The organism is Desulfosporosinus metallidurans (assembly GCF_001936615.1).
Lineage (GTDB): Bacteria > Bacillota > Desulfitobacteriia > Desulfitobacteriales > Desulfitobacteriaceae > Desulfosporosinus > Desulfosporosinus metallidurans.
This window is the reverse complement of the sequence record NZ_MLBF01000047.1, coordinates 1-23,123: the sequence shown is the minus strand read 5'-3', so window position 1 is coordinate 23,123 and position 23,123 is coordinate 1. Positions and strand designations below refer to the sequence as shown.

Here is a 23,123-nt window from a genome sequence, read left to right as displayed (position 1 = left end):
GGCAAAGGTCGAGCGTAACAAATAAGAGATGGAGGAAGACATCATGGGTAATTTTAAAAGGGTGATGGTCGCCAATAGAGGGGAAATCGCGATTAGGGTATTCAGAGCCTGCAATGAGCTGGGAATAAGGACTGTCGCTATATATTCCAACGAAGATAAATATTCCCTCTTCAGAAGCAAGGCCGATGAGGCTTATCTTATCGGCGAAGGCAGGAGTCCTGTTGATGCTTATCTGAATATTGAGGAGATCATCAGCCTGGCAATCAAGAAGGGCGTGGATGCCATCCATCCGGGATACGGCTTCTTGTCGGAAAACCCTGAATTCGCCATGCGATGTGAGCAGGAAGGCATCGAATTCATCGGGCCGACGGCGGAGATGATGGATAGGCTGGGAGACAAGATCAAGTCAAAGATCGTCGCCAAGGAAGTCGGGGTCCCGATCATCCCGGGTTATGAGAAGAATGTTAAAACTGTGGATGAAGCAAAAAGGCACGCGGCAGAAAGCGGTTACCCCCTGATGCTTAAGGCAGCTGCTGGAGGCGGCGGAAGGGGAATGCGGATCGTAAGAGATGAGAGTGAGCTGGAGTCTGCCTTCTTAAGTGCTAAAAGCGAGGCGAAAAAAGCGTTTGGCATTGATCATATCTTTATGGAAAAATTCATTGAAAAACCGAAGCATGTCGAAGTGCAGGTTCTCGGGGACAGGTACGGCAATATAGTTCATATGTTTGAACGGGATTGTTCAATCCAGAGAAGGCACCAAAAGGTCGTGGAATTCACCCCGGCCTTTTCCATCCCCCAGGAAATTAGAAACAATATTTATCAGGACGCACTGAAGATTGCGAAGATTGTAAAATACAGAAGCGCAGGAACCCTCGAATTTCTGGTAGACAACCAGGGGAATTATTATTTCATTGAAATGAATCCACGGATCCAGGTTGAGCACACGGTTACAGAGATGGTTACGGGGATAGATATCGTACAGGCCCAGATCCAGATCGCCCAAGGATACGCCCTGAATTCTCCTGAGATCGGGATAAACTCACAGGAGGACATCATGCTCAATGGGTATTCCATTCAGTGTAGAATCACGACGGAGGACCCCTCAACTAATTTCGCTCCTGACACAGGGAAGATCGAATCCTACAGAACTGGCTCGGGATTCGGGATCAGGTTGGACGGCGGCAACGGATTCACTGGAGCTGAAATCAGCCCTTATTATGACAGCCTCCTCGTCAAGAACATCTCTTGGTCCAGGAGTTTCCAAGATGCCATCAAGAAATCCATCCGCTCTATAACCGAGACGCAGATTACAGGAGTCAAGACCAATATCGGATTTCTGATTAACGTGCTCAATCACCCGCAGTTTCTAAACGGAGAATGTCATACCGGTTTTATCGAGGAAAATCCTGACCTGATCTCGCTCACCCAGAAGACCGATGATGAAAGCCGGCTTCTGAAATTCCTTGGCAATGTCGTGGTCAACGAGGCGATGGGGATAAAGCTGCAATACGATGTCCCCAAGGTGCCCCAAATCGACGGTAGCAGTTCGAGCGATCTGAGCGGGACCAAGCAGATCCTTGATACTCAAGGTGCAGGGGGGCTTGTCAACTGGATAAAAGATCAGAAGAAGGTGTTGCTTACAGACACGACCATGCGGGATGCCCATCAGTCTCTGATGGCGACAAGGATCAGGACCAAGGACATGATCAAGATCGCCAAAGCGACTTCGGTCTACGGTAAGGACCTATTTTCTCTTGAAATGTGGGGGGGCGCAACGTTTGACGTGGCCTATAGGTTTCTCAAGGAGTCTCCGTGGGCAAGGCTGGAGCAACTGCGGAAAAGAGTCCCGAACATCCTGTTCCAGATGCTCATAAGAGGAGCGAATGGGGTAGGCTATAAGAACTATCCTGACAATGTCATCCGGGAATTCATTAAAGAGTCAGCAGTCGCAGGAATTGATGTCTTCAGAATCTTCGACTCCCTAAACGAGCTGAGGGGCATGGGAGTTTCTATTGACGAAGTCTTAAAGAGTGGGAAAGTCGCTGAAGCCTGCATTTGTTATACAGGGGATATCCTCGACAGTAGGAAGAAAAAATATAACCTTGATTACTATATCAAGCTCGCGAAAGAGATAGAAAAAACCGGAGCTCATATCTTGGGCATAAAAGACATGTCAGCTCTCCTGAAGCCCCATGCAGCCTACAAGCTGGTCAGCGCCTTAAAAAACGAGATCGGAATTCCCATCCATCTCCATACCCACGACACTACAGGTAATGGGGTGGCAACGGTTCTTATGGCTGTGGAAGCGGGGGTAGATATTGTGGACACTGCGTTCAACAGCATGTCAGGGCTAACGAGCCAACCAGCCATGAATTCTATTGCTGCAGCGCTTAAAAATATGGAGAGGGATCCGATCATTGACCTGAAGGGAATCCAAAAGGTATCTGACTACTGGGAAGCGGTACGACCGGTCTTTGGTAAGTACGAGTCGGGCTTGAGATCGGGATCTGCTGAAATCTACAAGTATGAGATTCCCGGAGGGCAGTACTCCAACCTTAAGCCTCAGGTGGAAAGTTTCGGTCTCGGGCATAAGTTTACCGAGATCAAGGAAATGTACAAGACAGTTAATGAGATGTTGGGGGATATCGTGAAAGTCACCCCGTCCTCGAAAGTTGTGGGGGATTTCGCCATATTTATGGTCCAGAATTACCTCACCCCGGAGAATATTTACGAGAAAGCGGAGAATCTGGCATTTCCTGATTCGGTCGTATCCTATTTCCAGGGTATGATGGGCCAGCCGATGGGAGGATTCCCAGAGAAACTCCAGAAGCTGGTAATGAAGGGAGAAAAACCGATAACCGAGCGTCCAGGCGAATTGCTCCCAGATGAGGATTTTGACAGTATCGCCAAGCACCTGAGGGATAAATTTGAATTGGAACCAACTAAGAAGGATATCTTGAGCTATGCTTTGTATCCGGAAGTGTTTGAAGGATTCTTGAAAATTGTAGCCGAATACGGAGACCTGAGCAGGCTCGGAAGCGACGTGTTCTTCCATGGCCTTCATGAAGGAGAAATCATCGAGGCTGAGGTCGCTGAAGGAAGGAGTCTAATGATCAAGCTCCGCTCCATTGAGAAGCCGGATCTGGAAGGATACAGAACTCTAGTGTTTGAAGTCAACAGGAACAGAAGAGAAATCAAAATCAAAGACAAGAACTGGAGCAACATCAACCTTCTTAGCCAGTCGGGAGAATACAGTTTGACGGAGATGGCAGACCCTGACAATAAGAATGAAATCGGATCCCCTATCCCAGGGACTGTCGTGACGTTGATGGTTAAAGAAGGAGACAAGGTAACAGAGAACCAGCCACTAGTGGTTGTCGAAGCTATGAAAATGGAAACAAGGATAACGAGTTCTATTGCAGGGATTGTCAGCTCGGTGAATATCAAGGAAGGGCAGCAGGTCAAGGCCGGAGAACTCCTTATCGTCGTCAAATAAATGATAGGGAAAAACCGTTCTCTAAGGAAGAAGTCTCTACCATAGGGTTGCCTTACAGCTAGCGATAGTGCACAAGAAGCATTCGCGATCATTGATAGCAATACGATGATCGCCCAGATCAGTGTATGTCAGTTGTTTATACCGTTGCAGAAGGTACTGTAAAAAAGTAGCGGTGACGACCGGATTATCCGCTATAACAGCGCAAGCCAGTCCCGTCTGCCAGAGAGTATTCGAATCATCATCACAGTTTTCTCTTCTACGGATATAACATAAAAAATGATATAATTGTCTACCAAAAGCTTTCTTATCCCTGATGTGGATAATCTTTCGTCGGCAACAAGAGCATTTCTCTGCGGCATTTCTTCGAGGCTCAGAACTGCATCACCGACTTTATCCACCAGTTTGAGGGCAATGGTGGGTTCTAAAAGTTCTTCAGCAATATAGCGACCGATTTCCTTTAAATCGCTTTCCGCTAACTCGGAAATGTGAACGCTGTATGTGCCCAATTAGACAAGCCCTTTCCGAATATCCTTTAGGGCTTCACGAAAAGGTCTTGTTTTCCCTTGTTTCACTGCATCAAGCCCATCGTCCAGTAATTTGTAAAGCTCAAATTTTCCAACAATTTTTTCATACGTTTCAATACTCATCACCGCTAAATCACCCTGTCCATTCTTCGTTATATAAACAGGCTCCTTGTATTTGTGGCAAAACTCGGAAATCTCATTGTATTTATTTCTTAAGTCCGAACTGGGTCTAATGTTTGGCATTTTGAGCACCTCCATATCTATTATATACATATTCTATCAATATATTGATATGGAATCAAGAGTGAACCACAAACACACTATGCATGTTGAAAAACTAACCGACGATTCAATGATATGGTGTCGCTGTACTGTTCCCGCCCCTTCCCGAATAGCAAGTACCCATAGGAAATGAACATACGGCTGAGTATAGTAGTTTTAGTTTTGGCTATAATTATCGGAATATTTTCCACAATACTATGGTTAATGGCGATAATATTGGTATTTATAAAGGTCAAACGATTAATAGTATTCCTAGTGGAACGGGTATATGGACTGGGGATAATGGTGATAAGTATGCAGGGAATTGGATTGATGGAAAGAGGAATGGATCTGGGATTTACATCAATGTGGCTATCTAGCATTCATGTCCATATTATATATTGTTTTGGAGTTATGAATTTAGATAGGCACCTATTAGTTTATGATTAGAGCCTTTAATATTTGCAGGACAATAAGACAGCCCAGGGGTTTAATAGCCCTGGGCTGTCTTATTGTCCCCTGATTTGGTTAAATGCTTTGGGAGAAACCCCGAGAAGGACATATACTAATATTGGCAATATGTGGTACAAGATCTTCGGTCCTTTACCTGCACAACACCAAATAACAAGTGTGTAAAGAGTGGCAGGGATATGTCTAAATTATAATACGAAAGGATGAAAAACCATGGCTTCAAATCCAGCTTTTATTTCTACGGCATCTTTGATAAGGTGTGCTCCCCTATCAGTTAACGAAACAAGTCCAGGCCGTGTAGCACTGGCGGGAGGGCCTTTTGAGGAAGGCACTTTCAGAACTTTACAGGAAAAAATGGTCCTTGTAGTGCAGGTGAAAATAACATTTCCAACAGTACTTGCTCCTTGAGTCAAATAAGCAAGTGATTCGCTACTGTCCCTGGAGAGGTGATCCTCTCCAGGGCACACTACACACACTTAGGGTCTTGGCCTTTGGATAAGAAGGTCATAGGTTTTTACATTCATCAAACGAATAATCAATGTACGCCTGTTTAATGTTCTTATAGAGTCCTATTGTGTTTAATTTCACAATCCAAGAGCATTATATTATACCGGATTTTTTAGGGTAAAAGGCCAAAGGTACATTTTATGACGTAAAAATGACATCTCGTGCAGACGATGATGGGAGAGGCCATTCGTTTAAATTTGACATCTTTGTTGTTAATTAGAACGCAAATCATATACTCTTTCCGACACACTTCACATACATATCATGGGATAATTATCCAGATGTTTATTTTAAGGGGTGTTATAAAAGGTGAATAAAAAGATCATTGCAGTAATTGTAATCTTAATCGTATTTAGTTGCATGTATGTAGCAAAACCAACATTCGCAGCGAGCAATACTAGGCTTGCGGGAGATACAAGATTTGAGACTTCCAAGGTTATCTCCGGGTATTATGCCAATGGAAAGGTTAATAATATAATCCTTTCAACCGGAAACGATTTTGCGGATGCTTTATCTGCAAGTGTCTTCGCCCATGAAAAGGAAGCCCCGTTATTATTGGTTGATACTTCTGTTGATGGCTCTAAGGATGCTTTTGATTATATCAATCAACATCTTGATACAACTGGAACGGTTTACATCGTTGGGGGGGCCGTAATAATAGGCAAGGAGTTCGAAATTAAGCTTAATGAACTTGGATTCAAAAATATAGTAAGAATTGCTGGTATAGACAGGTATGACACATCTTATAGGATAGCAAGTTCACTGAATAATCTTACTGTATCCACAGTTGTGATATCCTCTGGAGAGCAATATCCAGATGCCTTAAGTATCTCAAGTTTTGCTGCATACAAAGGTTGGCCGATCCTTTTATCACCTTATGATGCATTACCTCGAGGAATAAAAAACTTTTTACTGGAAAGAAAGCCTTCTAAAGTATATATAACTGGGGGAATAGGAGTAATATCGGACAATATAAAAAACGAGATATGCAGTTTGCTACCCCAAGCTAGTGTCGATCGGTTGATGGGACAATCACGGTTTGATACAAATGCTGTCATTGCAGAAACCTTTGCACCGAATCCATCAACAGTCTATCTAGCCACTGGTTACGGTTTTACTGATGCTCTGTCAGGTAGCTCAGTAGCAGCCAAAAATGGAGCGCCGATAATATTTATAGATCCAGCGACACCAACATTGCCAAAATCGGTAGCAAGTTACTTTGAGAAATTTCATGCCAAAAATTTGAGGCCAAATCTAGTTTCTTTAGGGGGCAGCGGAGTTGTATCTGATGAAGTCATAGAAAATACACGTGACTTGATTTCGGGAACAGTGCAAGAAACTAGTATTTATTCTATAGCCGATATAACTGCAACGGTTACTCAAAATCAAGGCTTTTCTCTACCTACAACTGTTCAAGCTAAGCTTTACAACAGTGATACTATTGATGTGCCTGTTCAGTGGAATCCCAAGGTTGTCGATACCAGCTGCATTGGGTCAAGGGTTTATAATGGAGCTGTAGACGGATATGGCAAAGCAATTAAACTTAATCTTATGGTCAAAGAACCAATGCCTATTTCCCAATATTCTACTAACTTTGATTCTAGTCAGGCCAATCGGACGGAGAACATTCGCCTTGCAGCAAAGGCTCTGGATGGAACACTATTAGCCCCCGGAGAACGATTCTCCTTCAATGGGAGTGTTGGGGAACGAACTGCTGAAGCGGGTTATAAAGAGGCGCTGATCATCGAAGGAGACATCTTCACTCCGGGGCTCGGAGGAGGAGTCTGCCAAGTTTCTTCAACTCTTTATAATGCTGTAATTATCGCTAATTTAGAAATTCTTGAAAAACACCGGCATACCTTGCCTATAAGTTATGTACCCCCTGGGCAGGATGCTACGGTAGCCTTTCCCGCACTAGACTTTAAATTTAGAAACAGTTTAGATACTTCTGTCTTAATTCGTAGTACTGTACAAGGCAATACCCTAACCTTTCAGTTATATAGAAAGTCAAAGAATTAGTCATATTCCACTATGTCAAGTAGGGCTTTTCTTGAGTAATAACTTGATGCGTTAAAATGTACAAATTGATTACGACCGCGACGTAGAATATAATGAAATAGTGAAAAAGAAGAACATAAAGACAACTTTCGGAGGAGTTATAGAATATGAGAAAAGCCCACTTAGAGGATATCGATGAAATAATGGACATTATCAAGATGACTATTCTTGAAATGCATTCCTACAACAATTATCAATGGGATGAGAATTATCCTCAGGAAAAGGATTTCATAACGGATATTAATGAGGGTAATTTATACGTTTCAGAAAGAGATGAAAAGCTTGTCGCTTTTATTTGTGTAAATCAAATTGAACCTGACGAATATAGTGGGCTCGATTGGTCTTCTACAAAAGAAGGAATGGTTATCCACAGGATGTCCGTTCACCCTGAATATAGAAGAAACGGGGTTGGATTGGAACTTATGAACTTTGCCGAGGTTTTAGCTCAGAGCCATAATATTGCTTATTTAAAAACAGACACTAATTCAATGAATGCGAAGATGCAGTCTTTGTTTATCAAATGCGGCTACAAGTATATTGGCGACATTAGTTTTTTAGGTAAAGAAGAACCGTTTTATTGTTACGATAAACTTCTCCAATCCTCAACTCCGTTATCCTCAATAATCCCCAAAGTAACATCCGTGACATCTTCGTAGGCTAATAACTGATCCCGAATCCTAGTTTTAATGTCGCCAGCTTTAGCCAAGGTTAAGCCTTGGCGTAGCTCAATGTAGCTTTCGACATGATAAAAACGACCTTCTTGGAGGATGCGCATTTTATTAATATCCGTGACATCGGGATCATCTAAGATAATTTGCGAGACTTTGTCTTCGACGTCCCTAGGGGCAGAAACGCCGATTAGTCCTACCATGTTGTCATAGCCAACTCTAAAGGCAACCCCTCCCATAAGAAATCCAATGATAGTCGCAGCGAAACCATCTAATGCTTTAATAGGTGTAAAGTGTGTGATAAGGATAGCCCCAATGGCCAGCATCGCTCCAAAGGTAGCTACTAGGTCTTCATAGAAGACAAGGCGAGTGGCAGGCGATGCTCTTCTGACATTCTTAAAAGCAGCTAGGATCAGACTAAATCCCTTTCCGTCGGCACGTGTTTCTCTCACGATTTCACGAATAGCCTTGAGTAAGACATATCCGTCAATGGCCATTGAAGCGCCGAGGCTAAAAATGGTAAACCCTAACGTTTGAACGGATGTGGGATGTCGGATTAGATGAATCCCTTCCAGAACCGTTTCATAAGCCATGATGGTGACAATGATTACGGCCCCCATGCAGAATACATTGATAAGGCGTCCAAAGCCAGTTGGAAAACGGGGAGTCGGTTTTCGTTCTGCGAGAATGCTCCCGATAAAGACGAAGACTTGGTTGACGGTATCGGCACCTGTATGCATTGCCTCAGCAAACATAGCTCCACTTCCACTAGAAAAGGCTGCAATTCCTTTCAGAATGACAAGGAAGAGATTGCCTAGTGCTGCGTAAAACGATGAAGTATTCCCTTTTTTTATTATTTCCCAAAGAGTACTCATGGCTTGAATCCCTCCCTTGACTATAATCCCATAATTTTTGAGGTTTATTCTTAGGGCGTGACAGTGAATGCTTTACATGCATATCCTGAATTAATAGGGAGTTTGAAAGCGGTGATAAAGGTGAATGTCTATTTGGCTTTGGGTGATTCGATTACTGCGGGGTATGGCGTTGAAAGTCCATTTTCCTTCCCATCGTTATATGCCGCTTTTTTGCAGAGGCATAACCCAGACTTGCATATGATCAACTGTGGTGTAAACGGTTTATCGACGTGCGGGCTTCTTGATTTGTTACAGACGAATCATAACCTGCGTCACTCTGTTTCCCAGGCTTCTCTGATCACACTCACTATTGGTTCTAATGATTTACTTCATCTTATAGGAAACCCCAACCAAATCATGAACACATCTCTAAAGCATATGTTCAATACCATGGGTCAAAATCTTACGCAAATTGGGGATACATTTAGGCGACTCAATTCTAGGGCAACCGTTAAAGTGGCCACTCTTTATAATCCCCTGCCAGCAGGTCCATACGTACAATATTTTGAACAGGCACAAGGGGTTCTGGATAATGCCAATGCCATGATCGTCACCTGGGCAAAACGTTACGGAGCTGATCCAGTCTATATTGATCGTGAATTTAGAGGGAAAGAGAGGTTGTTGATTGACCGGGATTATGTGCATCCAAATGCGGCTGGGTATCAGGTGATGGCTAAAACGTTTGCTCGTTATTGAGGTATCTACTAACCGTAATTATTTTTGTATAATGACCTTACTCGAGAGGGGTAAGGTTATTATTGTAATTGAGCCCGCATGGGAAATAGTACTAAAAGGATTTCTCAAAAGGAAGGTATTTTTCTATGGAAAGGAGAATATGTAAAGATTGCAAATGATCGTTAAATGGATAAACTAAGATTAGAAAAGCTGATGTACACACATACTCAGAAACGAAGGGAGACTGAAAATTATGGGATTGTTTAGCAAAGTTAAAGATCTGCTCCAAGCCAATATAATGGATATGGTGAATAAGTCGGAAGATCCTGAGAAAATGTTGAATCTCTATGTTGAACGCGCAATGGAGGAAGTGCGAAACTTCCAAATTCAAGTTAACCGTGCTGTGGCTGATAAGATTCAACTTGAGGAACGCATTCAGGATTTGAATAAGGAAATTGAACTGCGCGCGGGACAGGCGACTCTTGCTGTACAACAGGGTAAAGATGATTTAGCGCGAACTGCCTTGACTTACAAAAAACAGGCTGAAGCCAGCCGGACAGATTATGAAAAACAGCTTCTGGAACAGGGTAAAGCCGTTGAAGACCTTCAGGAAAACATGCGCGTTCTTACGGAGAAGTTGGAAAAGGCAAAGATGGAACGCAACAATCTCGTAATGCGCCAACGTCGGGCTCAGACCATGAAAAATGCTAATGAAGCGATATCTGGACTCTCATCACACGATCCCTTGGCTGACATTGATCGGATGAAAGACCGGGTTGAACGCATGGAAGCGGAAGCTAAGGCTTCTCGTACAATGGTGAGCACCAATACTATTGAGGATCAATTTGCGGAATTGGAAAAGAGCAAGGCTAATGCAGAAGTTGAGGACGAGTTAGCTATGCTTAAAGCAGGACTCAAAGTAGGACTAGAAAAATAGGCAAAAAAAGGGGTAATTAGTGGTAACAAATATGTTAGAAAGGAACGGGCGCAATTTCCCCCCCTTGATAGGACAAGGGGCTTTCTGCGCCTGTCGTAGGTGATGGGCATGAATACGAGGATAAAACAAATAGGGGTTGCCATCACTTTCATGCTCCTTTCGGGCCAGGCTTCTCTTGCTTTAGCACGCGGGGGCGGGGGAGTGGGTGGAAGTCTGGGCGGAAGTTCTGGACGAAGTTTTAGTGGCGGATCTTTCTCTGGGGGTAGTCTGCCCAGAGGATCTTCTAGTGGCGGGCTCGGTGGGTTCTTCCCCTTCTTTTTCTTCGGAGGGAATTCTTCGGGGGGATCCCTGTTTGGTGGATTTTTTAGTTTCCTCTTCTTAATGGTGATCCTCTACCTCATCTTCAAGGCCTTGCGCTCTTCGCGTCGCTTGGGTCAAGGAAGGTTGAGCAAGAATCCCAATGAGTTACCAGTGGATCTAAATGGCCGACCTATCACGAATTCAGATACCCTTCAGCGTTTTGGTAAGGCCATCAATTTTACGCGGGAAAACATGCGCTATTATGCAGAGTCTTTTCCACGCTGGGATCGGGATTTCCTAATTGGAAGGGTCCGTCAGGTATTCTTCTGGCTACAGGACGCTTGGAGTCGTCAAGACCTTTCGGCAGATAAGGAATACTTAACGATAACCCTAAGTAATAAGTACAGAGCAGATCTTCAAGGGATGAAAGCACGCGGAGAGCGCAATGTGATCAAGGAACCCGTACTGAACACGGGGGATATTGAATTTATCCATAGCCATTTAGATGAGCTGACTCAACATTTTATGGTCATGGTTTCTGCTAGTCTAATCGATTACACGGTAGATACTTCAGGACGCCAGATATCCGGAGATAATACCCATCGACTTTACTACACTGAATTTTGGGAGTTCGTTTGGCAGGATGATCGGTGGCTACTGGCCAATATTTATCAGGAAGATGCCTTAGAAGTGGTTAAAATCGCCCGTGGCGAAGAATAATTAAAGAGTAATTAATAATTAACAAATAGCCGCCTGTCTTATGGAACAGGCGGCTATTTTTGCTATTCTTTTAAGATTATGGCAGAGGATCACTTGTACGCTTTATTGAACAATACCAATAGAGACCGACAGTTCCAAAGAGGAGTGCTCCGAATGCTAAGGCTATCAATAACTGACCCGGATGATGTGATAGCCGCCAGAAGGAATGCCCCACCCAAGACTCCCAAATAATCATAGGAATTTTACCGATCAGGGTGGCCAACAAAAACGTCGGATAGGTCATAAGCGATAAGCCCGCTGCATAATTTACCGCGGCAGAGGGCAGGATCGGAATAAGGCGCGAGATGAGGACAATCGAAAAGCTATTTCCTTCAATATGAGTGCCCCATTTTCCAAGCTTGGCTACCCTAGGCTGAGCCCACGCCTGTCCAAGTGTACGGGCTAACCAAAAACCTAAAGAGGCACCCAACAGGCTTCCGCCAAGGGAGAGCATAAAGCCACCGACAACTCCGTAAAGAATAATGTTAACCCCGGCAATTAAGACAAATGGTACTACCGGAAAAAGCATTAGAAGGGTTATGATAAAGAGGTCAACAAAGATACTAATCCATCCCCACTGTGAGACAAACGCCTGTAAAACAGCAGGATGCTGGAGTTTAGGATATAATATAATCACAAAGGTGAGGGAAATAAGTAAGGTTAGGAATGAAAAGTGTTTTTTGTTCAAGGGCTACCCTCCCTGAAATGAGTCATGTGAGTATTCTAAGATATCCAATCGTAACATATTTCGTGACGTATTTGTAGCTAAATCGCTTTAATAATTTTAACTTGGATTTGAGTGCTTCAAGAAAAATGCATTCAACGTGTTGGTAGTAGAAGGAAATATCCTTGCATTATGTCACGATATGGTGTAAAATCTGACCAGTCAGTCAATTGGACTGACTGGTCAGACCGATTTTTGGATTCTATTTTAGATGAAAGGCGGTTACTTTATCGGATCAAGATAAATTTTGATTAAGCTCTCAGTTTCTAATTTCACGTCATAGCTGACCGGTGTGGTTAGAAGTTTTCATTAAGGATGGTGTTGTATGTCTGACCAAAAAGAAAAGGTTATCTTCCAAGCTGCACTTGAGGTTTTTGCCGCCAAGGGGTTTGAAAGAGCTACGATGGATGAGATTTCCACAAAGGCGGGTGTTGCTAAAGGGACATTGTTCTATCGTTATAAAAGTAAGGATGATCTCTTTCTTAATCTTATTCGAGGAGCGATCGATCTTTTCCTATCCGAGGTACTATTAGCTACCCATGATTTAGAGAATGCTTCCGCTCGTTTGTCAAAAGCCATTGAAGTTCAAACCCGACTCTCGTATGAGCATCCCGAGTTTACCAAACTCCTGTTAAGTGAAGTCTGGGGCAACCATGAGAGGCAACGTCTTTTCAGGGCAAACTTGGAAACGTATTTGAGCTTTCTGCAAACCATCATTGAAGAAGGTGTTGCCAACAATGAACTTCGAGCGACGGACAGTGCGCTTTTGGCTGCTTCGATCTTTGGTATGACAGCAGCTGCCAGCTTACATCTTCTGCTTTCTCAAGGTGAACTACACCTTGAGGATACAGTCCAAGAATTGCAACATTATTTACTGGAAGGAATTTAAGGAGGAATATTATGGCGCTCCGTTGTCAAGACATTACAATCAAACACGGGCGGGGGAATGTGCTTGCTAATTTCAACCTCGAGTTGTCTGCGGGTCAGATTATCGCCCTTTACGGATCAACCGGCAGCGGCAAGACGTCGTTACTCCTGCTTTTAGCCGGACTGTTAAAACCTTCTGTTGGTGAAGTCTTTGTTGAGGACATTAATGTTCTCAAGGATCCCCGAAGGGCGCGGCTTCAGACCGGTTTAGGCGTCATTCCGGAGTTTAATCCTTTACTATCGCATCTCTCTGTCGAAGAAAATCTAACCTTTCAGGCTCGAGCACTAAAATTAGCTTATCCAAAAGACCATGTTTGCGAGATGATTCAAAACTTTCGTCTAGAGAAGGAAGCAAAACGCCGAGTTGACCGTCTTCCAGCTTTGAAGTACACCGAGACAGGAATGGCTATGGCATTGATCGGAAATCCTGCACTCGTTTTACTCGATGAGCCCGAATACCATCTCACGACGGAAGAAACCGTAATCATTTGGAAGCGCTTACAAACCCTTAAGTCTCTGGGTAAAACAGTGATTCTCACAACTCGGCATCAAGAAGTGGCAGCTCAGTGTGATCAAGTCGTCTTTATGCCCTCAGGAAAGGTGGTCAGTCGCCATGAACTCTCTTGGAATAGCTATTCTAGAGCTTAAACGACTCTCGCGTAATCGTTTTGCGCGAGTTGCAACCATCGTCGTTTGTTTAATGCCTCTACTGTATAGTTTCCTTTATCTAGACGCATTTTGGGACCCCTATCATAATCTGGAAAGCATGCGTGTTGCTATTGTCAACCAAGATCAAGCGGCGAATAAAGATAACCAAACAGTTCGCGCTGGGGAAGAGCTTGTGAACAAATTAAAAGAGGATCATACGGTAGGCTGGCGTTTCACCAATGAATCTGACGCTAAACAAGGCCTTAGTGACGGATATTATGAACTGGCGGTTGTTATTCCCTCCGATTTTTCGCAAACGATCCTTGATTCAGCTAAAGATCCAGTTCCTGGCACCGAGACTAAAAAAGCTCAACTTTTGTACTACTCCAACCCGAGTAATAACTTCTTGGCAGAACAGATCGGAAATAAGATTACGGCTGAGCTTCAAGGGGAAGTCAATGGACAAATTGCGGGTAAATTCTTTGAGAATGTTTTCGGTAAATTAAGCGATATGCGTGATAATCTCCAAACGGCTTCGGATGGTGCTGTAAAGCTCCAAGACGGCCTTAGCCAAGCCACAGATGGAAGCCACAAACTGACTGGATATCTCAAGGAAGCCGCCGTAGGAAGTGATTCTCTTACATCCGGTCTTACCTCCTTATCGACCGGCGCAAATTCTCTGTCCCAGGGGTATACCAGTCTTGCAAACGGTACCAACGCTTTAGGAGCCGTTACCAGTAAGGTGAGTAACGGGCTCGGTCAGATACTAACCGGTTCGACTCAGTTAACTGCTGGTTCAAGTACCCTTGTCAATGGCTTGACCCAGGCGGGAGATCAACTTCAAAGTGCTTCGACGGGAGCAAACCAGTTAAACGCTGGTTCTCAAAGCGCTCTTTCCGCTAGTGCTGCTCTCTTAAGTGGAATGAAAGATCTGAACAGCGGAGCCACCCAACTTCAAGCTGGATCAAGCCAACTTAATAAAAGTTTAGATCAGATGAAAACCCAGCTAGATAACCAGACCCAAGGGATACCCGCCCTCGTCGCAGGAGCGGACCAACTCGCTAAAGGTACTGCGCAATTGCAGACGGAAGTTGCGACGACAAAGGATACCTTAAGCGCTGCTGGTCAAACTCTAAGCGCCTTGTTAGCAGATCCCCAACTTACGGAAAGCCAAAAGCTAAAACTCCGTGGAACTCTACAACAAATCCAGGGTGCCCAAGTTCTTCTTAGCGCTTCAGGGGAAGTTAGTCCTGGGATTTATAGCATCTCGACAAACCTTGGTGCCCTCAATCAGGGTGCGACCTCCCTAAGTGGGGGTTTGCAAATGCTTCATACTGAGACGGATGCCGGATTAACACAACTCCTGGACGGTTCCCAGCACTTGGCCTCCGGCTCGGCTTCTCTGGCAGGGGGATTAAATCAAGCCACTGAGGGTGCGGCCCGATTAACCCAAGGACTTCAAACTCTCAGTGACGGAAACAAACACCTGGCTGCTGGCCTCTCTAGTGGTGCTGCTGCTTTTCCCGCGCTGATCGATGGCGGAAAAACACTCCATACCGGTCAAACTCAACTCGAACAAAGGCTCAACCAATTTCAGCCTTTCTTAGGAAAGATAGGTGAGCTTAACAAGGGCGTCGCTCAACTCGAATCCGGGTCACAAACGCTGGCTGGCGGTGCGACCCAAGCTGCCGTGGGTGCCCAGAAAATTAACGCTGGGGTCAATGCCCTCTATGATGGAAGTCAAACTTTAACGACAGGCTTAGACAAGCTAAATACTGGAGGACAGGATCTTTCCATAGGACTTAAAGACGGAGTTAATCAGCTGAGTAAAGAACTTCCTCAGGATCGCTCAAAGGTTGCTACGGCAATGGGAAGTCCGGTCACTGTAGAACAAACTCAAATTCATCCAGTCAGCAACTATGGTACCGGATTCACCCCCTACTTTATCCCACTGGCACTTTGGGTGGGTGCGCTCATCCTTTTCTTCCTAATTAATATTAAGGAAAATCGGTTGACCACTTCGGGGATATCTCGATTGAGTATTGTGCTTGGAAAGTTCTGGACGCTGGCCTTTTTGGGAGCATTTCAAGCGATCATTTCTTCCTTTGCTCTTATTGCGGCCTTAGGGCTTCGCCCCTCGCACACGTTGGCTTTCTACGGATTCAATATCTTGCTTTCATGGACTTTTATCGCTATAATTCAGCTGCTTGTCCAAGCGTTTGGCATGGCAGGTCGTTTCTTAGCCATTGTCTTACTCATGCTTCAACTAACATCTTGTGGCGGAACATTCCCCATGGAGCTTGTGCCTAAGTTCTTCCAAGTGATTAGTCCCTTCCTGCCCATGACTTACGGTACCGCAGGTTTGAGGCAGATTATCTCTGGGAGTGCGAGCATTTCCCTAAGCTTTAGCGTGTTTATGCTGATCGCCTTTGCAGTGGGCGCTATCACTTTAACCCTATTGATTTCCTCAGATTGGGTTAAAGTGAGGGATTTACACCCCGCACAAGAACTTGCTGCATAAAATTATCACCTACTAATCTACATTAATTAAATGCTATAAAATTGAAAGCGAGCACCGATTAAGTACTACGGTGCTCGCTTTTATCCTTTGTGGTCCTTTTGTGTGTTAATGGTTTCTCGGAAAGGGTCTGTTAATTCGAGCCTTGGGTTTGCCGAGAATTTCTGACCAGATGACAGCTTCTGCAAGATTAATTTCTGGACGGTCTGGTAAACAAGAACGTTCCTCTAACTGAAGGGGTACAACTTCGTACGAAATCGTTGGTTTAAATGTTCCTTCCGATCCAGCAGTTCCTTCAACCCCGTTTGTTCCTTCTGTCCCTTCTGTCCCTTCAATCCCGGCTGTACCTTCGGCCTCAGGTGTATTATCCATCCAAGAAGCTTCTTCCACTCTATAGTCTTTTCGAACTTCCACTATTTCTGGGGTGGGAGTCGGGCTTCCGTAAGAAAGCCATTTTTGCAAAGAAGTTTCGAGATTGTGAGCCCAGGGAGAAGAAGGGGCGTATGGACTTCTCGAACGCTGATTTGTTCTTGTGGCCCCTTTATTTAATTTGGAGACTAGGGCAAAGATCATTAGGATGATAGGAAGTAATGATAATATATCCATAGTAATTCCCCCCTACTTTTTGGGGGTGAGGTCCCCGGAATCCGCTTTACCGGTGCGGGCAATGTTTTCTCTCATCGTCGTATCGGCCATAATGTTTTGCATATTGTAATAGTCCATCACACCCATTTTTCCTTCTCGTAAGGCAGCAGCTAAGGCTCGGGGCACTTCGGCTTCTGCTTCAACGACCTTTGCTCGCATCTCCTGAACGGATGCTTTCATTTCTTGTTCTCTGGCAACAGCCATCGCCCGTCGTTCTTCTGCTTTAGCCTGAGCAATTCGTTTATCGGCCTCTGCTTGGTCGGTCTGTAATTGGGCACCAATATTTTTACCAACGTCTACGTCTGCAATATCAATGGATAGAATTTCAAACGCTGTACCGGAATCAAGGCCTTTGGATAACACAGTACGGGATACCAAATCCGGATTTTCTAACACAGCTTTATGTGAGTCCGAAGAACCAATACTGGTTACAATTCCTTCTCCGACCCGGGCAATAACGGTTTCTTCACCTGCGCCCCCCACGAGTCGGTCAATGTTTGCACGTACAGTAACACGAGCTTTAACTCGTAGTTCAATTCCATTTTGAGCGACTGCAGACACGATGGGTGTTTCAATGACTTTTGGGTTAACGGACATTTGTACAGCCTGTAACACGTCTCGTCCTGCGAGATCGATTGCTGCTGCTCTCTCAAAAAGAAGGGGAATAGCGGCACGTTCGGCGGCAATTAAAGCGTTAACTACTCGATCGACATTCCCGCCGGCGAGGTAATGTGCTTCTAATTGAGCGGTTGTAATATCTAGACCAGCCTTATGGGCTTTGATGAGCTGGTTTACAATTTTAGAGGGTGTAACGCGACGTAGCCTCATTCCAATGAGAGAAAAGATCCCAACATTGACTCCTGCAGCTAAAGCAGAAATCCAAAGACCTACTGGAATAAAGGTTAATAGGACACCCACAACCATAATCACAAGTATTAAAAGGATAAGAGACAATAATGAAGCTGCGGTTAACATTCTTTAAAACCTCCCTTGATATCTAACGCTAAATCTTCAATTTGACGGACAATCACACGCGTACCTTCTACTGCGATCACCATAATTTTTGACCCGTTAGCTATAAACCCTCCTTCGGTGACCACATCAAGTCGTTCGCCACTAAAATCAGCCGTTCCTGCTGGGCGTAATTGACTGAGGGCGATCCCTTGTTTGCCTAAGAAGTTCTCGTAACTAGGTTTAGGTGCTACATAGCCTTCCTTCTTGGTTTGACGGGTTTTCAAGGCGAATCTTTCCCAAAAAAGACGGGTTTGGGGAAAACGAAAACTTAAAGCGATCAACACTGCTAGTGTAAATAGTAATAAACTCACGTAAAGTACGCCTTGGAGTAAAGAATCAACCGTTAGCATAATCCCTGCAATTAGGGCGATTATGCCAAATAATCCAAGAATTCCTCCAGGCACAAAAATCTCTAGAAATAAGAGGACAATTCCGAGCACAAATAGAGTCACAACAAATCCAGTCCCCACGTTTCCCCCTCCTTCCTAGGAACCTTTACTAGGATTCAGTTCATGTTCAGGTTCTTTCGGCAATATCTTTAACCAGTGCTCAGCAATTTGCTTATATAGATTTCCTCTTGCTAACAAATTAAGGATAACTAAGGTCACGGCAACCTTTTCCTTGTCTTCCTCATTCATTTCCTCATCCGTTAGAGAATCATCAACCTCATTCGCTAACTGTTCTACGGATTTTTGCCAGTCGAGCTGGGTCCGATCGAAGATTTCGCAATAGTATTGATAGAGTTTCGACGGATTGATACGGTCATCGGAATTATCGGCTAGCGTTTGGTTGACAAACCCGAGCAAACGGGAGGCTTCCTCCAAGGACAAGATATTGCGCAGATCGTTGATGAGTAAGATATTCGCAACTTGTTCCCGGTTATACTTCTTTTTTTGAGGACTAGGAAGATACTTGCGTCGAACCCAGTTTTGAATATGTGTGTTATTGATATCATTTTGACCTACTCTCTGAGCGACTTCAACGACCTGAGAAAGCATCATGGAGTCGAGTTCGAGATACGGTAAAGCCTTCGCTTTGGGTTCGAGAGTATTGACGATCTCCATGATCTCGGTTAGATAGGATGTTTTCATGGCATCACCTCCTTCGTGACTAATATTCCTAGGAGTTTGTTCTAAGTCGCGATGAGAAAGAATCTGTTCCTAATGCCACTATTATATGATCAATATGATCATGTGTAAATATCATTTTGACATTATTTTTATAAAATTTATTAATCCAATGAGAATTTATTTTTACCTTTATTAAGATGATCGTATTGGATATACTTTGAAATGAGAGTCTGCTCTCAGAGTTTGGCATTTAAGGGAGCAGGAGGGTATACCGTTGAGTTGTGTGAAAAGCAGAAGGAGTTTTTGCAGATGGGTTACATTCTTTGGTTATTTATCATGGCATTGGTAGGTACGGCCGTTGCCAAAAAACTAAAGCTTCCTTATCCTATAGCACTTGTCATACTAGGAGGTATTATCGGGGTTATTCCTATTTTTAATGAGTTGAAACTCTATTTCCTAGATGAGGAAGTGTTTCGCAATATTGTTATTGATATCTTTTTGCCCGCTTTAATTGGTGAAGCTGCCTTGAAGTTGTCTTTTAAAGATCTGAAAGTTAATGCTTTAACAATTTTTTTCTTGGCAATTGGAGGAACAATTCTTTCGTTTATAACGACAGGCATTTTGATAGCATTCATTACAAAGTGGCCATTTCAGGTAGCTCTTACGTTTGGAGCGCTTATGTCAGCTACTGATCCGGTAAGCGTTATTTCAATATTTAAGGGTTTGGGAGTAAATAAGAACCTTGCGGTTATAACTGAAGGTGAGAGTCTAGCTAATGATGGTGTGGCGATTGTCCTTTTTAAACTCACGGTATATTCCTTTGCTCTCATCGCCTCATTGGGCTGGGGCGGCTTAGTGATCGGATTCGTTGAGTTCATTAAGGTAGCTTTGGGTGGCGTTGCTATTGGAGGTGTCTGTGGACTTATTGCGTCGCGTGTCTTCCGCCGTTTTGATGATTATACGTTGGAAAACAGTTTTTCAATCGCCTTGTTTTACGGAAGCTATTTTTTAGCAGAACACATCCATGTATCCGGTGTTATTGCGGTTGTCGTCGCCGGGTTGATCTTAGGGAATTATGGGCGAGCAATTGGGATGAGCGAAAAAACGCAACAAAGTATCGAAGTGTTTTGGGATACCATTGCTTTTATCGGCAATGTTTTGATTTTTTATTTGGTTGGTTTGGAAATCCAAAAAATGAATATCCAAGATTATTGGGGATATATTATTGCGGCTATTGTTATATCCTTGTTGTCAAGAAGCGTCGCGGTTTATGTGTCCACACTGGGTCTTAAGTCAAAAATGCCGATAAGTTGGAAACATGCTCTGACTTGGGGAGGGTTAAAAGGGTCGCTCTCCATTGCTTTGGCTATGAGCTTGCCTTCGGCTTTCCCACAACGGGAGGCTATTGTTGTTTTAACATTTGGGGTTGTCTTATTCTCGCTTGTGATTCAGGGACTAACGATTGGGTGGTTAACTCGTCGATGGGTTATTTGAGAACGTGCCCGAAACAGTTCTGCAACGCGGATTGAATAATTAACAAGTCTTAGGAAACCATAGATATCAATTGAATGAAAGAATCTATGGAGTGTGATTGTATGGAAAACAGAGAAGAGATTAGACCTTGGAAAAGAATTGTTTACTACATTTTAGGAGTCATTGAGGTATTATTGGCCTTTCGTCTTGTTTTTAAATTATTGGGAGCTAACCCGGCAAGCGCATTTGTATCTTTTATTTACACCCTATCTAATATATTTATGGCGCCCTTTACTGGAATCTTTAGAACAGCAACTACCCGGGGAGTTGAAACCCAAGCGGTTCTGGAGCCGGCTATCATTGTTGCAATTATTGTCTATGCTTTGATTGCATGGGGAATAGCAAAACTTATCGAGATTGCGCGGACAACCTAAGTGGTATATGAAAGGACGGCGACAATAAAATGTCAAACCGTCCTTATGTTAGGACAAATACTTATGACCGTTAATGCTTTAGAAGCAGAAATAGCATTTGTCTAGGAATCAGTGCAACCTACGAATTAATTGAAGGGGGCGTTGCGGAAGCAACGGATACTCGGCAGAAGCGTTACCTTTAAAAATCATTCTGGTTTGTGTCATCTAGACCTAAGGCACGGCGAGCAACGGCAAGCAGGCGTGGATAGGGTTGGGCTCCTACGATCCGTTCGTTGCCAATAAAGAAAGTGGGAGTACCGGTGACTTGCATGGCTGCAGATGATTGGGCATTTTCCTTCATGCGAATTTGACAGGCGGGATCGTTAAGTGCATTTGCAAGCACGTTAGAGTCTATTCCCAACTTTTGGAGAAGATCAGCAAGGATTTTTGATTGACCGATATCTTTACCTTCACTGAAATATGCACTGAATACTGAAGCGTGGTAGGCATCTTCTTGAGCAGGATAGTGTAGATGGATGTACTCGCCCAAAAGAATGGATGGGCGCGAGTTAGAGAGAAGATCGTGTGCGGTGAATTTGAGACCGTAAATTGCCCCCATTTCATTAAGGTTTTTGTACATTCCGTTGACCACTTGGGCGGGGAACAGTTCGCGGATCGACCTCCCTTGAGGGGGGGTGTCCGGATGGATTTCGATGTTAAGCCATTCAATGGGCAAGTTAAGTTCACGCCCTAATTGGTCGGCAAGGACCTTGCCGATATAGCAAAACGGTCAAATATAATCAGAGTAGATGCGGATCGTCACAGTTAAATGCCTCCGATCGATTTAATTCATCTCTATTGGTTAGTTAAGGTTCAGGGCGTCTAACAGCCCCTAATGTTATCATATAATTATCAGACCCTGTTGGCAAATACCGAGGAAGGGTAGCATAGTTTAGTTTGGAGGTTTAACATGGCTGAGGAACTATTATTTGGAACACCGATCACCGAAATAATCAAAAATAGGATATCCGTCAGGACTTATCTAGAGCACTCTCTGACTTCTGAAATAAAAGATAAGTTAAGCAGATTCTTTTCTTCCTTAAGTGGACCGTTTGGAGTACCTATAAGATTCGAACTCATTGAAAGTGATTTAGCGCTGAAGGGGTCTAGTGCAAAGCTAGGGACGTATGGTGTGATTAAAGGTGCATCTACATACGTGGTTGCAGTGGTAGAAAAGGCAGATAAAGATTTAGAGGAATTTGGATATCTCTTGGAAAAAATGATTATATATGCTACCTCCTTAGGATTGGGGACTTGTTGGCTTGGGGGTACGTTTAAAAAAAGCGAATTTGCCAAAGCAATTAAGCAAAAAAATAATGAGATACTGCCCTGTATTACACCTATTGGCTATCCTAGCAGCCGTAAAAGTATTATTGAGTCAGCTATGAGATTTGCTGCCGGGTCAAAAAGTCGAAAAGGGTGGGAAGAGCTATTCTTCAGTTGTGATTTCAGTAAGAACTTATCTGAATCGGAGGCTGGAAACTATGTGGCCCCCCTAGAAATTGCTTCGGCTGGCACCTTCAGCATCTAACAAGCAGCCCTGGAGGATTGTAAAGGACAATACTAAATTTCATTTTTACCTTCAACATACGAAAGGATACGCAAAACTACAGGCTCATGATTTGCAAAGAGTTGATATCGGTATTGCCATGTGTCATTTTGAACTGACAGCGAAAGAAACGGGGATCGTTGGGAAATGGCTGATAAGTGATCCAGGTAGCATTAGTACACCACAAAACACCGAGTATGTAGTAAGCTGGGTTGAGGGATAGCCAATTACAAAGGATGTCAAATTCGTAGCATTTAGAATTTCATTTTTCCTATTGACGACCCATGATTATTCGTGATAATATAACAAATGTCGCTTCTCCCGTGTGGAAACTTGGAGAAAGACGGAAGAAAATAATAGTTGACAACACACACTGAAAATGGTATTATGACTGAGCGCCTTACAGACGCACAAAGATTGATCGAACAGGTGGTTAAAACACTCGAGCTAGTCAATCCAGACAAAACAAATTAGTCATTGACAACGAGAGTTGAAAATGCTAAGATGTAGAT

Annotated in this window: 23 protein-coding genes and 1 pseudogene; 15 read left to right on the top strand and 9 right to left on the bottom strand. The window is 43.7% G+C overall.

Annotated elements, in window-relative coordinates; genetic code table 11:
* Positions 1 to 43: 43 nt before the first annotated feature.
* On the top strand, positions 44 to 3,496 hold the full coding sequence (locus DSOL_RS20280; protein ID WP_075366609.1) for a pyruvate carboxylase: 3,453 nt from the start codon (positions 44 to 46) through the stop codon (positions 3,494 to 3,496).
* Positions 3,497 to 3,687: 191 nt separating this feature from the next.
* Here the strand turns inward: DSOL_RS20280 and DSOL_RS20275 are convergent, their stop codons facing one another.
* Positions 3,688 to 4,002 carry a type II toxin-antitoxin system RelE/ParE family toxin gene (locus tag DSOL_RS20275; protein ID WP_075366608.1) on the bottom strand — a complete coding sequence of 105 codons (315 nt, stop codon included), beginning with the start codon at positions 4,000 to 4,002 and terminating at the stop codon, positions 3,688 to 3,690.
* Complete coding sequence (locus DSOL_RS20270) at positions 4,003 to 4,263, bottom strand: type II toxin-antitoxin system Phd/YefM family antitoxin (RefSeq protein ID WP_075366607.1); 261 nt, start codon at positions 4,261 to 4,263, stop codon at positions 4,003 to 4,005. It abuts the gene before it with no gap.
* Positions 4,264 to 4,499: 236 nt separating this feature from the next.
* On the opposite strand from DSOL_RS20270, the gene DSOL_RS30165 reads away from it, so the two are divergent.
* The 3 genes from DSOL_RS30165 (at position 4,500) to DSOL_RS20255 (ending at position 7,973) form a co-directional block, all read left to right on the top strand.
* Positions 4,500 to 4,661 (top strand): hypothetical protein, encoded by a 162-nt coding sequence (locus tag DSOL_RS30165; RefSeq protein WP_139314548.1) that lies wholly within the window; start codon positions 4,500 to 4,502, stop codon positions 4,659 to 4,661.
* Between the two features lie 907 nt (positions 4,662 to 5,568).
* Positions 5,569 to 7,278, top strand: coding sequence for a cell wall-binding repeat-containing protein (locus DSOL_RS20260; protein ID WP_139314547.1), 1,710 nt, complete (start codon positions 5,569 to 5,571; stop codon positions 7,276 to 7,278).
* A 146-nt stretch (positions 7,279 to 7,424) separates the two neighbouring features.
* Positions 7,425 to 7,973, top strand: a complete 549-nt coding sequence (locus DSOL_RS20255) for a GNAT family N-acetyltransferase (protein ID WP_075366605.1) — start codon at positions 7,425 to 7,427, stop codon at positions 7,971 to 7,973.
* On the opposite strand, the gene DSOL_RS20250 is transcribed toward DSOL_RS20255, so the two are convergent.
* Complete coding sequence (locus DSOL_RS20250) at positions 7,898 to 8,860, bottom strand: cation diffusion facilitator family transporter (protein ID WP_075366604.1); 963 nt, start codon at positions 8,858 to 8,860, stop codon at positions 7,898 to 7,900. The genes DSOL_RS20255 and DSOL_RS20250 overlap by 76 nt on opposite strands.
* A gap of 111 nt (positions 8,861 to 8,971) precedes the next feature.
* Between DSOL_RS20250 and DSOL_RS20245 the strand changes: the two genes are divergently transcribed.
* The 3 genes from DSOL_RS20245 to DSOL_RS20235 all read left to right on the top strand — a co-directional run bounded on the left by DSOL_RS20245 (position 8,972) and on the right by DSOL_RS20235 (position 11,531).
* Entirely contained in the window at positions 8,972 to 9,595 is a 624-nt protein-coding gene (locus DSOL_RS20245) for an SGNH/GDSL hydrolase family protein (RefSeq protein WP_235838919.1), read from the top strand.
* 232 nt (positions 9,596 to 9,827) lie between these two features.
* Positions 9,828 to 10,511: a PspA/IM30 family protein gene (locus DSOL_RS20240; RefSeq protein WP_075366603.1), complete on the top strand. Its 684-nt coding sequence runs from the start codon at positions 9,828 to 9,830 to the stop codon at positions 10,509 to 10,511.
* Positions 10,512 to 10,619: 108 nt separating this feature from the next.
* Complete coding sequence (locus tag DSOL_RS20235) at positions 10,620 to 11,531, top strand: TIM44-like domain-containing protein (RefSeq protein WP_075366602.1); 912 nt, start codon at positions 10,620 to 10,622, stop codon at positions 11,529 to 11,531.
* A gap of 76 nt (positions 11,532 to 11,607) precedes the next feature.
* Here DSOL_RS20235 and DSOL_RS20230 read toward each other — a convergent pair whose 3' ends face one another.
* Entirely contained in the window at positions 11,608 to 12,258 is a 651-nt protein-coding gene (locus DSOL_RS20230) for a TVP38/TMEM64 family protein (RefSeq protein WP_075366601.1), read from the bottom strand.
* A gap of 361 nt (positions 12,259 to 12,619) precedes the next feature.
* On the opposite strand from DSOL_RS20230, the gene DSOL_RS20225 reads away from it, so the two are divergent.
* Genes DSOL_RS20225 through DSOL_RS20215 form a run of 3 tightly spaced genes read left to right on the top strand, consistent with a single transcriptional unit; the run spans position 12,620 to position 16,390 of the window.
* Positions 12,620 to 13,183 carry a TetR/AcrR family transcriptional regulator gene (locus DSOL_RS20225; protein ID WP_075366600.1) on the top strand — a complete coding sequence of 188 codons (564 nt, stop codon included), beginning with the start codon at positions 12,620 to 12,622 and terminating at the stop codon, positions 13,181 to 13,183.
* An 11-nt stretch (positions 13,184 to 13,194) separates the two neighbouring features.
* Positions 13,195 to 13,869: an ATP-binding cassette domain-containing protein gene (locus DSOL_RS20220; protein WP_075366599.1), complete on the top strand. Its 675-nt coding sequence runs from the start codon at positions 13,195 to 13,197 to the stop codon at positions 13,867 to 13,869.
* Positions 13,835 to 16,390 carry a YhgE/Pip domain-containing protein gene (locus tag DSOL_RS20215; protein WP_075366598.1) on the top strand — a complete coding sequence of 852 codons (2,556 nt, stop codon included), beginning with the start codon at positions 13,835 to 13,837 and terminating at the stop codon, positions 16,388 to 16,390. Before DSOL_RS20220 ends, DSOL_RS20215 begins: the two co-directional genes overlap by 35 nt.
* Before the next feature lie 105 nt (positions 16,391 to 16,495).
* Here the strand turns inward: DSOL_RS20215 and DSOL_RS20210 are convergent, their stop codons facing one another.
* The 4 genes from DSOL_RS20210 to DSOL_RS20195 are packed head-to-tail and all read right to left on the bottom strand — an operon-like array spanning position 16,496 to position 19,137.
* Entirely contained in the window at positions 16,496 to 16,993 is a 498-nt protein-coding gene (locus tag DSOL_RS20210) for a hypothetical protein (protein WP_075366597.1), read from the bottom strand.
* A gap of 12 nt (positions 16,994 to 17,005) precedes the next feature.
* Entirely contained in the window at positions 17,006 to 18,007 is a 1,002-nt protein-coding gene (gene floA / locus DSOL_RS20205) for a flotillin-like protein FloA (protein ID WP_075366596.1), read from the bottom strand.
* Positions 18,001 to 18,516 (bottom strand): NfeD family protein, encoded by a 516-nt coding sequence (locus DSOL_RS20200; RefSeq protein ID WP_075366595.1) that lies wholly within the window; start codon positions 18,514 to 18,516, stop codon positions 18,001 to 18,003. The genes floA and DSOL_RS20200 overlap by 7 nt, the downstream gene beginning before the upstream one ends.
* Positions 18,517 to 18,531: 15 nt before the next feature.
* Positions 18,532 to 19,137 carry a DUF1836 domain-containing protein gene (locus tag DSOL_RS20195; RefSeq protein WP_075366594.1) on the bottom strand — a complete coding sequence of 202 codons (606 nt, stop codon included), beginning with the start codon at positions 19,135 to 19,137 and terminating at the stop codon, positions 18,532 to 18,534.
* Positions 19,138 to 19,425: 288 nt separating this feature from the next.
* Between DSOL_RS20195 and DSOL_RS20190 the strand changes: the two genes are divergently transcribed.
* Both DSOL_RS20190 and DSOL_RS20185 read left to right on the top strand, forming a co-directional pair.
* Entirely contained in the window at positions 19,426 to 20,610 is a 1,185-nt protein-coding gene (locus DSOL_RS20190; protein ID WP_075366617.1) for a cation:proton antiporter, read from the top strand.
* Between the two features lie 101 nt (positions 20,611 to 20,711).
* Positions 20,712 to 21,023: a YggT family protein gene (locus DSOL_RS20185; RefSeq protein WP_075366593.1), complete on the top strand. Its 312-nt coding sequence runs from the start codon at positions 20,712 to 20,714 to the stop codon at positions 21,021 to 21,023.
* 178 nt (positions 21,024 to 21,201) lie between these two features.
* Here the strand turns inward: DSOL_RS20185 and DSOL_RS20180 are convergent, their stop codons facing one another.
* On the bottom strand, positions 21,202 to 21,780 hold the full coding sequence (locus DSOL_RS20180; protein WP_083642838.1) for a DsbA family oxidoreductase: 579 nt from the start codon (positions 21,778 to 21,780) through the stop codon (positions 21,202 to 21,204).
* Between the two features lie 192 nt (positions 21,781 to 21,972).
* Here DSOL_RS20180 and DSOL_RS20175 point away from each other — a divergent pair, with 192 nt between their 5' ends.
* From DSOL_RS20175 to DSOL_RS29115, 3 genes and pseudogenes are all read left to right on the top strand, one after another.
* Entirely contained in the window at positions 21,973 to 22,593 is a 621-nt protein-coding gene (locus tag DSOL_RS20175) for a nitroreductase family protein (RefSeq protein ID WP_282433561.1), read from the top strand.
* Positions 22,565 to 22,675 (top strand): annotated as a pseudogene (locus DSOL_RS29625) (nitroreductase family protein); the annotation flags it as partial. The gene DSOL_RS20175 and the pseudogene DSOL_RS29625, both read left to right, overlap by 29 nt.
* A 9-nt stretch (positions 22,676 to 22,684) precedes the next feature.
* The gene (locus DSOL_RS29115; RefSeq protein ID WP_235838921.1) at positions 22,685 to 22,834 is read left to right on the top strand and encodes a hypothetical protein; all 150 of its coding nucleotides are present in this window, start codon (positions 22,685 to 22,687) and stop codon (positions 22,832 to 22,834) included.
* Positions 22,835 to 23,123 lie beyond the last annotated feature (289 nt).